The organism is Pseudomonas citronellolis, from assembly GCF_900112375.1.
Classification (GTDB): Bacteria; Pseudomonadota; Gammaproteobacteria; order Pseudomonadales; family Pseudomonadaceae; genus Pseudomonas; species Pseudomonas citronellolis.
This window is the reverse complement of the sequence record NZ_FOLS01000002.1, coordinates 242,324-257,277: the sequence shown is the minus strand read 5'-3', so window position 1 is coordinate 257,277 and position 14,954 is coordinate 242,324. Positions and strand designations below refer to the sequence as shown.

The window sequence follows — 14,954 nt, the reverse complement described above, 5'->3', positions numbered from 1 at the left end:
GGCTCCCTCTCCCTTCAGGGCGGGGCGCGCAGCCGAGGGCGGGGGGAGAGGGTTGCCGAGCCTCACTCCATCACCTCAAGGCGCGAACGGCGCCGCCTCCATCACTTCCACGATCAACGGCCGATCGCTCGGCGCGTTACGCAGCAACTCCTGCAGGTGCTCGTAATCCCGCGCCCGCTCCGCTTCGCAGCCGAAGCCGCGGGCGATGGCGAGGAAGTCCGGCGTGTAGATATCCACACCCAGCGGGGTGATGTCGCGGCGTTCCATGTAGCGCTTGATCTCGCCGTAGCCGTGGTTGTTCCACAGCAGCACGATGATGCCCACCCTGGCCTCCACGGCGCTGGCCAGCTCCGGCAGGGTGAACTGCAGGCCGCCGTCGCCCATCAGGCTGATCACCGGGCGGCCCGGTTCGCCGAGCTTGGCGCCGATGGCCGCCGGCAGGCCGTAGCCGAGGGTGCCGTAGCCGCTGGCGGAGTTGAACCAGCGGCGGCCGCCGTCCAGTTCCACCAGGTGGTTGCCGCTGTACACGGTCTGGGTGGAGTCGCCGACGAAGCGGGCGTCCGGCAGCGCTTCGAGGATCTTGCCGAACAGCGTGCGGTAGTGCGCCCAGCCGCTGAAGTCCTCGGCCAGCTGCGCGCGCACCTTGGCCGCGCGCTGGGCGCCGGGGCTGGCGGCGCTGGCCTGGCGGGCCGGCAGCAGTTCCAGCAGGGCGCGCATGGCGGTGCGGGCGTCGGCCTGGATGGCGACGCTCGGGACTTGGTTGCGCATCAGCTGCTGCGGGTCGATGTCGATGCGGATCAGCTCGCCGCCGATGCGGAAGTTGCCGTCGAACACCACGTCGTAGTCGGTCTCGCCCAGCTCGGTGCCGATGGCCAGGACCACGTCGGCCTCCAGTGCCAGTTCACGCACCGGCACCAGCGACTGGTTGCTGCCGACCAGCAGCGGGTGTTCCGGCTGCAGCAGGCCCTTGGCGTTGACGGTCAGCGCGGTGGGGGCGTCCAGCGCGGTGGCTAGGGCGCGGGCTTCGGCTTGCGCCGCGACGCAACCGCCGCCGAGCAGCAGCAGCGGCTTCTGCGCCTTGGCCAGCTTGGCCGCCGCTTCGTGCAGCGGCGCGCGCGCCGGGGCCGGGCGGGCCAGTTGCACGCGTGGGCGCACCTGCATGTGCTCGGCCGGGGCGGTGATGATGTCCAGCGGCAGCTCGATGTGCACCGGGCGCGGGCGCTCGCTGTCGAACACGGCGAAGGCGCGGGCCAGCACCGCCGGCAGTTCCTCGACGCTCATCAGGGTGTGGCTGAAGGCGCTGACGCCGGCGGTCATGGCGCGCTGGTCGGGCAGCTCGTGCAGGTAGCCGTTGCCGTGGGCCAGGCGCGAGCGCTCGTTGACGCTGCTGATCACCAGCATCGGGATGGAGTCGGCGTAGGCCTGGCCCATGGCGGTGAGGATGTTGGTCATGCCCGGGCCGGTGATGATGAAGCACACGCCTGGCTTGCCGGTGACGCGCGCGTAGCCGTCGGCCATGAAGCCGGCGCCCTGCTCGTGGCGCGGGGTGACGTGGCGGATGGCGCTGCCCGGCAGGCCGCGGTAGAGCTCGACGGTGTGCACGCCGGGGATGCCGAAGACGGTGTCCACGCCCCAGGCTTCGAGTTGCTTGACGAGGAATTCGCCGCAGGTGGTCATGGCAGTTCCTTTTGTTCGTGGGTGAGGAAGTTTCTCAAACGAAGAGGGCGCGGAGATCGACTCGCCGCGCCCTTGTTCATCGCAGCGTGCGCGTCAGGCGACGCTGGCGGCCGCCTGCGGGCGGCGCGACAGCAGGCTGACCACGACGAAGCTCACCAGGCCGATGGCCAGGCTGTAGTAGATCGGGGTGTTGGCGTCGAAGCCATCCTTGAGCATGAACACCAGAGCGGTGATGAAGCCCAGAGTCATGCTGGTGATGGCGCCGGCGGTGGTGGCGCGCTTCCAGTAGATGGCGCCGATCAGCGGGATCAGCATGCCGCCCACCAGCAGGTTGTAGGCCAGGGTCAGGGCGCTGATCACGTCGTTCACCACCAGGGCGATGGCCAGCACCACCAGGCCGGTGAGGGCGGTGAACAGGCGGTTGATGCCCAGGCTGGAAGTCTTGCCGCCGCGCAGTTTCGGCAGCAGGTCCTCGGTCAGGGTGGTGGAGGCGGCCAGCAGGCCGGCGCTGGCGGTGGACATCATCGCGGCCAGGGCGGCGGCGATCACCAGGCCGCGGATGCCGTCCGGCAGCGAGGCCTGGACGATGGCGGCGAAGGCGTTGTTGACGTTGTCCAGGTCGGGCAGCAGGACCTTGGCGCACATGCCGATCAGCGCGCCGACCAGGCCGTAGATCACGCAGTACACGCCGGCGGCGGTGCCGGCGTACTTGGCCACGCCCTCGCTGCGCGCGGTGAACACGCGCTGCCAGATGTCCTGGCCGATGAGGATGCCGAAGAAGTAGATCAGGAAGTAGGTGATGATGGTGTCGTAGCCGATGGTGTGGAAGCTGAAGGCGCTGGCCGGCAGCTTGGCCACCAGCTCGTCCCAGCCGCCCACGCGGTACAGGCAGATCGGCAGCAGCAGGAACATCAGGCCGACGGTCTTGATGATGAACTGGACGATGTCGGTGAGGGTCAGCGACCACATGCCGCCGATGGTCGAGTAGACCACCACCACGCCGCCGCCGAGCAGCACCGAGATCCAGAACGGCAGGCCGAACAGCACCTGCATCACGGTGCCGATGGCCAGGGTGGAGACGGTGCCGATCATCAGCGCGTAGGCGAACATGATCACCGCGCTGGCCTGGCGCGCCATGGGGTTGTAGCGGCGCTCCAGGACCTGGGTGACGGTGAAGATGCGCAGCTTCAGCAGCGGCTTGGCCAGGAACAGGTTCAGCGCGATGATGCCGGCGCCCAGCGCGGCGCACAGCCAGAAACCGGAAATGCCGTGGACGTAGCCCAGGCGCACGGTGCCGACGGTGGAGGCGCCGCCGAGCACGGTGGCGGCCATGGTGCCCATGTAGAACGACGGACCCAGGTTGCGTCCCGCCACCAGGAAGTCCTCGTGGGTCTTCGCCCGGCGCATGCCGTACCAGCCCAGTACCAGCATGCCGGCGGCATAGATCAGAACGACGATTATATCCAAGGCCATGATCGGCTCCTCACACTCGAATTGTCATTGTTGCCGCCCGCGGCTGGCGGGCGGTAGGCCGGCGGACCGGTGGTAACCGGCCCGTCGGCGTCTCACGGGTACTGCGGTTGGCGCTGCGCTCCAGGCAGGAAGCGCGGATTCAGGCCGCCGGCTCGTTGATGCCGAGCACCGGGCGGTCGTGGCTGCCGACCCAGCGCGGGCCTTGCGGGCCGTACACCCCGGCGGATTCCGGGAAGGTGCGCAGCAGCGTCAGGTAGAGCAGGGCGGCCAGGCCCAGGGTCACCGGCAGGCTGATGTCGATGCCGCCGGCCAGCTCGCCCAGGGGGCCGACGAACTGGCCCGGCAGGTTGACGAAGCACAGGCCGGCCAGAGCGCTGGGGATCCAGGCGCCCATGCCGCGCCAGTTCCAGCCGTGGTGGAACCAGTAGGCGCCGCCTTGCTGGCCACGGGTGAACACCTGCAGGTCGTCGGCATGGTAGAAGCCGCGGCGCACGATCAGGCCGAGGATCATGATCACCATCCAGGGGCTGGTGCAGGTGATGATCAGCACGGCGAAGGTGGACACGCTCTGCACCAGGTTGGCGGCGAAGCGGCCGATGAAGATGAAGGCGATCGACAGCAGGCCGATGAACAGGGTGGCCTGCACGCGGTTGAGCAGGCGCGGGAACACGCTGGACATGTCCAGGCCGGTGCCGTACAGCGAGGTGGTGCCGGTGGACATGCCGCCGATGGTGGCGATCAGGCACACCGGCAGGAAGAACCAGCTCGGCGAGATGGCCAGCAGGCCGCCGACGTAGTTGTTCGCGGCGATGTAGTCCGGCGCTTTCACGGCGACGATGGTGGCGGTGACCAGGCCGAAGAAGAACGGGATCAGCGTGGCCAGCTGCGACAGCAGCACCGCCAGCATGATGCGCTGCTTCGAGGTTTCGCGCGGGATGTAGCGGGCCCAGTCGCCGAGGAAGGCGCCGAAGGACACCGGGTTGCTCATGGCCAGCAGGGTGGCGCCGATGAAGGCGGCCCAGAAGCCCGCGCTGCCCAGCTGCACGCTACCGGCGTAGCCGGCGTCGAAGGGGCCGGCGAAGGCGAACACGCCCAGCAGGAACAGCAGGCTGGCGGCCCACACGGCGATCTTGTTGACCAGCAGCATGAAGCGGAAGCCGTAGATGCACACCACCAGCACCAGCACCGCGAACAGGCCGTAGGCCAGGCCCAGGGTGAGGTCGGTTTCCGGCAGGCCGAACAGGCGCTTGGCGCCGCCGACCAAGGCATCGCCCGAGCTCCACACCGACAGCGAGAAGAAGGCGATGGCGGTCAGCAGCGACAGGAAGGAGCCGACGATCCGCCCGTGCACGCCGAAGTGCGCGCCGGAGGAGACCGCGTTGTTGGTGCCGTTGATCGGGCCGAACAGGCCCATGGGCGCGAGGATCAGCGCGCCGACCAGCACGCCCAGGACGATGGCCCAGGCGCCGGCCTGGAACGACAGCCCGAAGAGCACCGGGAAGCTGCCGAGCACGGCGGTGGCGAAGGTGTTGGCGCCGCCGAAGATCATGCGGAACAGGTCGGTGGGCGTGGCGTTGCGCTCGGCGTCGGGAATCTGCTCGACGCCGAATGTCTCGATGGTGGTGATTGCGTGTTGGTTGTTCTTGTTATCCATGACTTCCTCCCGGGAAAGTCCTGTCTCAGGGCGTGGGCGACAGGTGCTCGTGGACGGCCAGCCAGCGGCCTTGTTGTTGTTCACGGCGGAAGACGATGGTCTCCCGCTCGTGGTTCAGGCTCTCCGTTCCCTGGATGCGCAGCCGCGTGGCGACGTCGTGGCTGAAGATCGCCACGTCCTCGCCCTGCAGGCTGACGAAGGTGTTGCTGGACTGGCAGTCGAGGACCTCGAAGCCGTCGTCACGCAACCAGCTCTCCCACACCTCGCGGTAGGCCGCGCGGGTGCGCAGCGGCTGCGGCCAGTTGTGGAAGATGAAGCTGGCGTCTTCGCTGAAGGCCGCGAAGTAGGCCTCGGTGTCGGTGCGCGCGAAGGCTGCCACGAGCGCGCGGGCAGCCTCCAGCACCTGTGCTACGCAGGCGTCGTTATGCATTTGGGGTCACTCAGCGGCGCTGTACGCCCGGGAGGATGCAGAGCATTTCGTACAGCAGGTTGGCGCCGAGCAACGAGGTGTTGCCGGTGGTGTCGTAGGGCGGGGAGACCTCGACCAGGTCGCAGCCGATGATGTCCAGGCCCTGGCAGCCGCGCACGATCTCCATCGCCTGGATGGTGGTCAGGCCGCCGATTTCCGGGGTGCCGGTGCCCGGCGCCCAGGCCGGGTCGATGCCGTCGATGTCGAACGACAGGTACACCGGGCCGCCGCCGACCTTCTCGCGCACTTCGGCCATCAGCGGCGCCAGCGACTGGTGCCAGCACTCCTCGGCCTGGACCACGCGGAAGCCCTGCTTGCGGCTCCAGTTGAAGTCCTCGGCGGTGTAGCCCTGGGCGCGCAGGCCGATCTGCACCACGCGGTCGCAATCCAGCAGGCCTTCTTCCACGGCGCGGCGGAAGGTGGTGCCGTGGGCGATCTTCTCGCCGAACATGTGGTCGTTGACGTCGGCGTGGGCGTCGATGTGCACCAGGCCGACCTTGCCGTGCTTCTTGTGGATGGCGCGCAGGATCGGCAGGGTGATGGTGTGGTCGCCGCCGAGGGTCAGCGGGACGATGCCGTGGTCGAGGATCTTGTCGTAGGCCTCCTCGATGATGCGCACGGCCTCCAGCAGGTTGAAGGTGTTGATCGCCACGTCACCGATGTCGGCGATGTTCAGCGAATCGAACGGGGCGGCGCCGGTGGCCATGTTGTACGGGCGGATCATCACCGACTCGGCGCGGATCTCGCGCGGCCCGAAACGGGTGCCGGAGCGCAGGGAGGTGCCGATGTCCAGGGGCACGCCGACGAAGGCAGCATCGAGCTCGTTGAGCTCTTCCGGAGACTGGATATGCGGCAGGCGCATCATGGTGGCGATGCCGCCGAAGCGCGGCATTTCGTTTCCGCCCAGGGGCTGGTGGAGTTTCTTGTCCATGGGTAGGCCTCACGGGATTCGCTGTTTTCGTGGAAACAGGCTTGTTGATACTGAGGCCGGATTCTGGTCATGCCCGGTAGTGGGAAGAATCGCTGGCTACAAATAATCAGTTCAGAGTTTTCTAAACTTATTTCCACGGCTAGACTGCGTTGCCCTGTCGCAGCCCCCGCGGCGCCAGCCCCGTCGTATGTGCCTTGCAGGCCGGGTGGCGACGGACGGTCTGGCCGATTGCCAGTCCAGTGACTGCTGAACTGGAGCCCCTCCACCTCGAATTGCGGAGCCCTTCATGAGCGCCAGCGCCCTGCCCGACGTCAAGCTTCTGCGGATTTTCGCCTGCGTGGTGCGCAACCAGGGCTTCGCCTCGGCGCAGCAGGAGCTGAACCTGTCGACCTCGGCCATCAGCACCTACATGAGCCAACTGGAGAACCAGTTGGGCATCGTGCTCTGCCACCGCGGCCGCGGCGGCTTCGGCCTGACCAGCAAGGGCGAGCTGTTCCACCAGGAAACCCTGCGCATCCTCGGCGAACTGGAAGGCTTCGAACGCTACGCGGCGACCTTGAAGGGCGAACTGCGCGGCACCCTCAACCTCGGCGTGCTCGACTCCACGGTGAGCGACCCGGCGCTGCCGCTGGCCGACGTCATCGGCTCCTTCAGCAGCCTGCACCCGGCGGTGCACCTGCACCTGCAGGTACAAAGCCCCTACGAACTGCAACTGGCGGTGCTGGACAACCGCCTGGACCTGGCCATCGGCTCCTTCTTCAGCCGCATGAACGGCCTGGTCTACCAGCCGCTGTACCGTGAGCAGCACTGGCTGTACTGCAGTGACCGCCATCCGCTGTTCGATGGCCGGCGCATCCCCGCCGAGCTGATCACCCAGCAGCGCATGGTCGGCCGCGGCTACTGGAGCCAGGCGGAATTGGCGCGCCACGGCTTCAAGCACAGCGCGGCGACGGTGGAGAGTATGGAAGCGCAGCTGATCCTCATCCTCTCCGGAGGCTACATCGGCTACCTGCCCGAGCACTACGCGCATTCCTGGGTGGAGCAGGGCAGGCTGCGCGCGCTGCTGCCGGCCACCTTCGGCTACCAGGCGCCGTTCTCGCTGATCCTGCGCCGCGGCCGCTCCCGCGAGCCGCTGATCCAGAACTTCCGCGACCTGCTGCGCACGCAGCCGGGCAAGCCATGAGCCGCGCCCGCTGCGAACGCTGCCTGCGCCCGGCCGGCCATTGCCTGTGCGCGCTGATCCCGCGCCTGGACAACCGCACCCGCGTGCTCCTGCTGCAACACCCCAGCGAAGCCGGCCACGCCCTGAACACCGCCCGCCTGGCGGCCCTCGGCCTGGCCAACGCCGAACTGCGGGTGGGCGAGGACTTCCGCGACCTCGACCTGAGCGGCGAGGGCGCCTGGCTGCTGTTCCCCGGCGAAAACGCCATCCCCCTCGCCGAACTGGCCACCCGCCCGGCCACCCGGCCACGCCTGCTGGTGGTACCCGACGGCACCTGGCGCAAGGCACGCAAGCTGCTGCACCTCAACCCCAACCTGGCGGCCCTGCCGCGGGTAGTGCTGCCCGAAGGCCTGACCTCGCGCTACCGCCTGCGCAAGGCGCCGGCCGAGGGCGCGCTGTCGACCATCGAGGCGGTGGTGCATGCATTGAACGCGCTGGATGCACCGCAGCCCTTCGACGCGCTGCTGCGACCGTTCGACGCGCTGATCGACGGGCAGATCGCGGCGATGGGGGAGGAGACTTTCCAGCGCAATCACCAGCGCGAGTTGAAGCCTCGGCACGAATCGTAGGGCGGATAACCGTTCGCGGTTATCCGCCGACACTCCGCGGCTATAGCCAACGCCAAGGTTGGCCCCGGAGCCGCCGGGAACCGAGGCCAAACGGCGGATAACGCCTTAGGCGTTATGCGCCCTACAAGACAGGATGCAATCATGCTTATTCGCCAGCGCTTCGCCGCGGACAACCCGATCCTGCTGGACATCTGGCTACGCTCCGTGCGCGCCACCCACGACTTCATCAGCGAAGCCGACATCGCCGAACTGCTGCCCCAGGTGCGCGACCTCTACCTGCCGGCGGTGGAAGTGTGGGTCGCCGTTGATGATGAGGATCGCCCGCAGGGCTTCATCGGCCTGGACCAGGCACACGTGGAAATGCTCTTCATCGCCCCCGAATTGCGGGGGCAAGGCCTAGGCACGCGCTTGCTTGACTACGCGCGCGAACTGCGCGGGCGGCTTAGCGTCGACGTCAACGAACAGAACTCGCAGGCGGTAGGGTTCTACCGGTGCTATGGGTTCCACGACATCGGCCGCTCTGAGACCGATGGCCAGGACCGGCCGTTTCCGCTGCTGCACATGAGCCTGTAGAGAGAAGCCGGCCTGGCGGCCGGATCGCGGACGGAGTCCGTTCCTACGGGGAGGCGCCATTTCTCACGACAGCTTGTGGGCGGGGTGATGGGTTTCGCTCCGCTCTACCCATCCTACGGCGGCATTTTCCTGCACCTTGGAGCAACTGCCTTAAAGGCTGCGCCGAGGTGCTCTTTGTAGGGCTCCGTCTGTGATTGGTCCAACAGTCAGGCCGGCCGCTCCGCCACCAGGAAACTGTCGAAGTGAATGCTGTTGGCCCCAGCCGCAGCAGGATGTCGCTGAACAGCTCGCCGCGGGTGGCGCCGCAGTCTCAGGTGGCTTCCCAGTCCTTGCGGCTGCGCCAGCACACGTAGCCGAGCAGATGGCGGCTGTCCGCGCCGAGCTGCTGCACCCGTGCGAGGTGCTGATCGACGGGCAGATCGCGACGATGGGGCGGAGACTTTCAGGAGCAACTACTAGTTGGTGGTGGGTGTCTCGCTAGGGCATTTCCAAGGGGCGGCGGAGACTCGTAATGCATAGTCCCGTAGACCGCAGCGGGAACAGCAACGAAACACCTTGACTAATAGTCTGGGTGGCTGGGTGTATAAGAGCGCAAGTCTTTCCTATCGATTCTTGAATTTTATGTTTGTTTAGGAGTTTTCATATTCCGAAGGTTAGATCGTGAATTTTGTTTTCATGGGCTGAGCGTGTCTCGTTGATGCTCGCGTGGTTTGTGTTGCGTTTTTTCTCCTTGGGTTGTAGGCGTTTTCCTTTGCTCCTGGGCGTATGTTTGAGGTCTTCGCTTATCCTTGGTTGATTTTTCTTTTTTTCTCAGGGGTATAGGTTTGCGAGCGAGGTTTGGTATGGATGAGCTTATGCGTTTCTATCGCGGTGTTTTCGACTGGGGTGTCTGGTAGCTTAGTTGGGTGTTGTCGGGGGCGAGCCAGATAGGTATCGATAGGAGGTCTTATGTGGAGGTTGGCTACATTGTTCTGGTCGATTTTTTGCGGAGTTCCTCTATCTCATGCATTGAGCTGGGATCTGGAAATGGTATCTCGGGCGAATTGCGTGAATAATGAATCTTTGTCGTTTACCTGGAATGTTTCGAATCCGAATCAATGGTTTCTGCAGACGCAATCCATGCAATATAACTACACCACTGGCGAAAGCGTGCATATAGAGTCGCCTGCCGAGGTTACTTGGCGATCGGCGGCAATATGCTGGGGGTGCGGTATTACGGGGGATTGGATAGTCCATGGGTTGCATGGCGTGACTACGGCTAATGCCTCCCAAGATTGTGAGGATATCGAGAGACACTGTCAGGCTATGCAGGGAAACAATATCGTTTGTTCAGGGACTCCCGAGATAGACTTTTGCGGTGAGACGATAACGACGAATTGTAGTTTCTAGGGGGCGTGAATGAGGTTTTCTGTTGCGTTATTCATAGGTTTTTTTCTAACAGGCCTGCTACAGGGCGAGTGGGCGTTGGCAGATGCTCCTTCTGTTCAAGACTCAAAGTTGCCGCAGGGTTTTTTGCAAATAATAGAAGATGCGGCAAAAGGTGAGGGGCGAGGGAAGGATTCTGGTTTTTCAGAAGCATCTAGAATGAGTCGGCTTGATAGGTATAGGGAGGATGTCACCGGGCGAGATTTGAAAACCTCAATGAATGCTGTTCGAGTGTCCGAGTCGCCGCTGAAGGCTTGCAAAGAAATTTCTTCACAGGCGGTGGGGGTTCGTCGAGCCGAAGGGTTGGATGGTCTGCTCAGAGTTTATCAGTGTGCGGAGCAAGGGGGGATAACGCTGAAGGAACAAGGTGGTTCTTCGGTTCTTTACAGAGAATTGGTGAACTTCAACGTCAATGGAAAAAGTGCCAGGAAGACAGTTGGGTCAGGTAGCTCGCAGATTACCAGTATCCTATGGGTTGAGCCCGATAGGACCGTGTTGCTCCAAATGAATCGAATAGATGAGAAAAGTGTTGCGTGGCTAGAAACGGTGGCAGAGAGCTTGTCGGAGAATATTGTCAGGAACGCATTGTCTTCTGACTTGTGATCTATCTTCAGGGGGATCCCATGCTCATTCGCCAGCAGCTCCGCTGCGGACAACCCGGTTCTGCTGGACATCTGGCTGCGGGTGGCGCCGCAGTTCCAGGTGGACTTCCCAGTCCTCGCGGCTGCGCCAGCACACGTAGCCGGTAGCGGCCCTCATCGCTGGCGCGCAGTTCCGCGCCGAGCTGCTGCGGCCATTCGAGGCACTGATCGACGGGCACATCGCGGCGATGGGGGAGGAGACCTTCAGGCGCAATCACCAGCGCCCACACTGATTCCGTTCGTCTCGCCGGGGGCTGACGGCCGTGGCTGCCGCTCTTTATAGTGCGCGCTTCATTTCCTTTCGCGAGGTGTTCGTCCGATGCGCAATTGATGCTGCCGTGCCCGCACGGCCCGTTTCCGTCCCAGGCTGTGTGCCCTGGGGGATTCATGGCATCCAATTGGAGTCGGTATGACGAGCCCCTTCACCCTGGCGCTGCAAGGCGTCACCTGCCAGTTGCTCACTGGCGAAATCCTCTTCCGCGATATTGACGAAAGCCTCGACGAACGCCGCACCGGCCTGGTGGGGCGCAACGGCGTGGGCAAGTCGCTGCTCGCGCGCATCCTCGCCGGCGAGCTGGCGCCCAGCGCCGGGCGTTGCCTGCGCCAGGGGCGCGTGCACTACCTGGCGCAGCACCCGGTGGGCGCCGCCAGCGTGGCGGAGCTTGCCGGCGTGGGGGCTCCCTTGCAGGCCCTGGCGCGTATCGAGGCCGGTGGTGTGGACGCGGTGGACTACGAACTGCTCGACGGCCGCTGGGACGTTCGCCAGCGCCTGGAGGCGGAGCTGACCGCCTGCGGCCTCGGCCACCTGGAGGCGGAAACCCCGGCGGCGCGCCTGAGCGGTGGCGAAGCCACGCGGGTGGCGCTGCTCGGCGCCTGGCTCAGCGGGGCCGACTGCCTGATCCTCGACGAACCCAGCAACCACCTCGACCGGCCTGCCCGCGAGGCCCTGCACGAACAGTTGCAGCGCTGGCGCGGCGGCCTGTTGCTGGTCAGCCATGACCGCCTGCTGCTGGAGGGCATGCAGCGCATCCTGGAACTGTCGGCGGATGGGCTGCGCAGTTACGCCGGAGGCTATTCCGCCTATCGCGAGGCGCACCGCCTGGAGCGGGATGGCGCGCTGCGCGAATTGCAGCGGCGCAAGCTGGAGCGCGAACGCCAGCAACGCGCCATGCAGGCCCAGCGCGAGCGCCAGGAGCACCGCCAGGCCAGGGGCCGGCATCAGGCCCGCGAGGTCAATCAGGCGGCCATCCTGGTGGACCGACAGAAGGAGCGAAGCCAGGCCAGCATCGCCAGGCTGCATAGCCAGCACGGCGAGCGCCGCGAGCGACTCGACGACGAGGTTCGCGAAGCCTTCGCCCGGGTGCGCCAGGACGCCGAGGTGCTGCTGGACGCACCGGACTGCGAGCTGCCGGCTCAACGCGGGGTGCTCGTGCTGGAAGGGCTGCGCCTGCCCTTCGGCACCTGCCGTGCCCCGCTCGACCTGCAGCTCTGCGGGCCTCGCCGGCTGGCCATGACCGGGGCGAATGGCTGCGGCAAGTCGACCCTGCTCAAGGTCTTGGCCGGCCACCTGGCGCCGCTCGCCGGCTACTGCGAGACGACGGTGCGCACGGCCTATCTGGATCAGCATCTGCACAGCCTGCGCGCGGATAGCTCGGTGTTGCAGTCATTGCTGGAGCGCAACCGCCGCATGGCGCCTTCCGACCTGCGCACGCGCCTGGCCCGGATGGGCCTGGGCGCCGCGCGCATCGAACTGCCCACGGCACTGCTCAGCGGCGGCGAGCGGGTCAAGGCGGCGCTGGCCTGCGAGCTGTACGCCGAACAGCCGGCGCAATTGCTGCTGCTCGACGAGCCGGACAACCACCTCGATCTCCCGGCCCTGGAGGCTCTGGAAGCGTTGCTGCGGCAGTACCGTGGCGCGTTGCTGGTGGTCTCCCACGACGAGGCCTTCCTCGCCGCCCTGGAACTGGACGGCCAACTGCAGGCCAGTGCCGAGGGTTGGTGCTGGGCGGTGCCCTAGCGGCTCTACCCGGTCGCTGCAGCCAGATCGCTACATCGCAGGCGAGCAAGGCTTTTCGTAGGAGCGAGCTTGCTCGCGAATGAGCCTCGCAGCGGAGTCTGTTCGCGAGCAAGCTCGCTCCTACGAAGAGCACCTCCGGACCCACCTGTAGGAGCGCGCCCTGAGCGTGATTCGCGGCCATGGGCCGCGGAAATTCCAGCGTAGGATGGTGTTGAGCGAAGCGATACCCATCGTCACGGCCGCATGGGTTTCGCCAAGGCTCAACCCATCCTACGAAGAGCGCCTCGGCTTCGCCCCTCAGGCCAGCCGCTCCGCCACCAGGAAACTGTCGAAATGAATGCTCCTGGCCCCCAGCCGCAGCAGGCTGTCGCTGAACAGTTCGCTGCGCGTGGCGCCGCAGTCCCAGGTGGTTTCCCAGTCCTCGCGGCTGCGCCAGTGCACGCAGCCGAGCAGGTGCTGGCCGTCGTCGCTGGCGCGCAGTTCCGCGCCCAGGTAGCCCGGCGCCTGGTGGAACAGTTCGCGCAGTTGCTCCAGGTAGCGCTCCAGGCGTTCGGCGATGTCGGGCTGTTGCGCCGGCGCTACCTCGATGTCGATCAGCAGGGCGAAATGCGTCGGGGTCTCGGGCTGGTCGGCGTCGGTGCTGCAGTAGGCGCTGGGAATGATCATGGATGGGCTCCTGGGCTTGAAGGCAGACGCTGGCGAGGGTAAAACCTCAACTTAACTTGAGGTCAAGCCCGCCATGCCGAAAAAACACCAGGCCCTGCACGTACCCCATGAACTGAGCGTCGGCGAACTTGCCAGGCGCGCCGGCGTGGCCGTGTCCGCGCTGCATTTCTACGAGGCCAAGGGGCTGATCCACAGCACCCGCAATGCCGGCAACCAACGCCGTTACCCGCGCGACGTGCTGCGCCGGGTGGCGGTGATCAAGGTGGCGCAGCGCGTCGGCATCCCGCTGAACGAGATCGCCGAGGCCCTGGCCAGCCTGCCCAGCGGGCGTTCGCCCATGGCCGCCGACTGGGCACGGCTTTCAGCGCGCTGGCGCGACGATCTGGACGAGCGCATCGCCAAGCTGGTGCTGCTGCGCGACCAGCTCAACGGCTGCATCGGCTGCGGCTGCCTGTCGCTGGAGACCTGCCCGCTGCGCAACCCCGGCGACAGGCTGGCGGAGCAGGGGCCGGGCGCGCACTGGGACGCTCAGCCGCCGGACAGCTCGCGGGCGTAGACCTCGCGGTCGACGTTGCCGCCGCTGAGCACCAGGCCCACCTTCAGCCCGCGCAGCGCCTCGCGCTCCTGCAGGGCGGCGGCCAGCGCCGCGGCGCCGGCGCCCTCGGCGACGTTGTGGGTGGCGGTGAACAGCAGGCGCATGGCCGCGCCGATTTCCGCATCGCTGACCTGGACGAAATGGTCGGCGCCGGCGCGGATCATTGCCACCGCATTCGGCTCCGGGGTGGTGCAGGCCATGCCATCGGCCAGTTGCGTGCTGGTGGCATGGAACACCGGCTTCCCGGCGGCGAAGGACAGCGCATAGGCCGGCGCATGGCTGGAGACCACGCCGACGATGCGCGTCTTCAGGCCCAGGGCGTCGCGCGCGGCGATCATCCCGCAGATGCCCGAGCCCATGCCCACCGGCACGTAGCACACGTCCAGGTCGGGGTGGGCGCGCAGCAGCTCCAGGCTGTAGCTGGCCACGCCGGCCACCAGCCAGGGGTGGAAGGAGGGAATCAGGTGCAGGCCGTCGCGCTCGGCCAGTTCGCCGGCGTACTCGCGGGAGGCCTGAAAGTCCTCGCCGTGCTCGATCAGGTTGGCGCCCAGGGCGCGCATGGCGGCGTTCTTCTCGCGGCTGTTGCCGTGGGGCACGACTATGGTCGCCGGCATGCCCAGGCGCGCCGCGGCGAAGGCGATGGACTGGCCGTGGTTGCCGCGAGTGGCGCTGATCACCCCGGCCGGGCAGGGCGCCTGGGCCGCCAGGTGGTGGAAGTAGACCAGCCCGCCGCGCAGCTTGAAGGCGCCCACCGGCGAGTGGTTCTCGTGCTTGACCCAGGCTTCGCAGCCCAGGGCTTCCACCAGCAGGGGCCAGCGGATCTGCGGGGTGGGCGGCAGGCTGCGGTGGACGATGGCGGCAGCGGCTTCGAGGGCGGGCAGGCTGAGCGGCATGGGGGTTCTCCTATGGGGAGAGGGCAGTCTAGGACGCTGCGCCGGGAATGCGACAGGTACAGCTGGGAAGAGGATTTTTCGTAGCGCTCCAGTAGCGCTTCCGAGCGCCTGCGCCCGAGTGTGCCGTCGGACCGGTACAGTTGTATCGC

The 14,954-nt window shown here is 66.3% G+C and carries 13 protein-coding genes and 1 pseudogene; 7 read left to right on the top strand and 7 right to left on the bottom strand.

Going from position 1 to position 14,954, the window contains the following annotated elements; translation table 11 throughout:
• Positions 1–75: 75 nt before the first annotated feature.
• From BM060_RS02985 to speB, 5 genes are all read right to left on the bottom strand, one after another.
• A complete protein-coding gene (locus tag BM060_RS02985; RefSeq protein ID WP_074977162.1) occupies positions 76–1,677 on the bottom strand; it encodes a 5-guanidino-2-oxopentanoate decarboxylase in 1,602 nt (533 codons plus the stop codon).
• 93 nt (positions 1,678–1,770) lie between these two features.
• Positions 1,771–3,150, bottom strand: coding sequence for a sodium:solute symporter family protein (locus tag BM060_RS02980; protein ID WP_074977159.1), 1,380 nt, complete (start codon positions 3,148–3,150; stop codon positions 1,771–1,773).
• Between the two features lie 139 nt (positions 3,151–3,289).
• Positions 3,290–4,804 carry a purine-cytosine permease family protein gene (locus BM060_RS02975; protein WP_009623524.1) on the bottom strand — a complete coding sequence of 505 codons (1,515 nt, stop codon included), beginning with the start codon at positions 4,802–4,804 and terminating at the stop codon, positions 3,290–3,292.
• Positions 4,805–4,829: 25 nt separating this feature from the next.
• Positions 4,830–5,234 (bottom strand): YybH family protein, encoded by a 405-nt coding sequence (locus BM060_RS02970; RefSeq protein WP_009623523.1) that lies wholly within the window; start codon positions 5,232–5,234, stop codon positions 4,830–4,832.
• Positions 5,235–5,244: 10 nt separating this feature from the next.
• The gene (gene speB, locus BM060_RS02965; RefSeq protein WP_074977157.1) at positions 5,245–6,204 is read right to left on the bottom strand and encodes an agmatinase; all 960 of its coding nucleotides are present in this window, start codon (positions 6,202–6,204) and stop codon (positions 5,245–5,247) included.
• A gap of 286 nt (positions 6,205–6,490) precedes the next feature.
• Between speB and BM060_RS02960 the strand changes: the two genes are divergently transcribed.
• The 6 genes and pseudogenes from BM060_RS02960 (at position 6,491) to BM060_RS02940 (ending at position 12,651) form a co-directional block, all read left to right on the top strand.
• Complete coding sequence (locus BM060_RS02960; RefSeq protein ID WP_043312819.1) at positions 6,491–7,387, top strand: LysR family transcriptional regulator; 897 nt, start codon at positions 6,491–6,493, stop codon at positions 7,385–7,387.
• Positions 7,384–7,995 carry a tRNA-uridine aminocarboxypropyltransferase gene (locus tag BM060_RS02955; RefSeq protein WP_074977155.1) on the top strand — a complete coding sequence of 204 codons (612 nt, stop codon included), beginning with the start codon at positions 7,384–7,386 and terminating at the stop codon, positions 7,993–7,995. Before BM060_RS02960 ends, BM060_RS02955 begins: the two co-directional genes overlap by 4 nt.
• A 141-nt stretch (positions 7,996–8,136) precedes the next feature.
• Complete coding sequence (locus BM060_RS02950) at positions 8,137–8,568, top strand: acetyltransferase (RefSeq protein WP_074977153.1); 432 nt, start codon at positions 8,137–8,139, stop codon at positions 8,566–8,568.
• A gap of 1,398 nt (positions 8,569–9,966) precedes the next feature.
• A complete protein-coding gene (locus BM060_RS32225; protein ID WP_135499910.1) occupies positions 9,967–10,596 on the top strand; it encodes a hypothetical protein in 630 nt (209 codons plus the stop codon).
• A gap of 175 nt (positions 10,597–10,771) precedes the next feature.
• A pseudogene (locus tag BM060_RS33200) lies at positions 10,772–10,867 on the top strand (DTW domain-containing protein); the annotation flags it as partial.
• Positions 10,868–11,043: 176 nt separating this feature from the next.
• The gene (locus BM060_RS02940) at positions 11,044–12,651 is read left to right on the top strand and encodes an ABC-F family ATP-binding cassette domain-containing protein (RefSeq protein ID WP_074977151.1); all 1,608 of its coding nucleotides are present in this window, start codon (positions 11,044–11,046) and stop codon (positions 12,649–12,651) included.
• Between the two features lie 297 nt (positions 12,652–12,948).
• On the opposite strand, the gene BM060_RS02935 is transcribed toward BM060_RS02940, so the two are convergent.
• Complete coding sequence (locus BM060_RS02935) at positions 12,949–13,317, bottom strand: antibiotic biosynthesis monooxygenase family protein (protein WP_074977149.1); 369 nt, start codon at positions 13,315–13,317, stop codon at positions 12,949–12,951.
• A 73-nt stretch (positions 13,318–13,390) separates the two neighbouring features.
• Here BM060_RS02935 and soxR point away from each other — a divergent pair, with 73 nt between their 5' ends.
• Entirely contained in the window at positions 13,391–13,873 is a 483-nt protein-coding gene (gene soxR, locus BM060_RS02930) for a redox-sensitive transcriptional activator SoxR (protein WP_074977147.1), read from the top strand.
• On the opposite strand, the gene BM060_RS02925 is transcribed toward soxR, so the two are convergent.
• Positions 13,846–14,805: a threonine dehydratase gene (locus BM060_RS02925; protein WP_074977145.1), complete on the bottom strand. Its 960-nt coding sequence runs from the start codon at positions 14,803–14,805 to the stop codon at positions 13,846–13,848. The genes soxR and BM060_RS02925 overlap by 28 nt on opposite strands.
• Positions 14,806–14,954 lie beyond the last annotated feature (149 nt).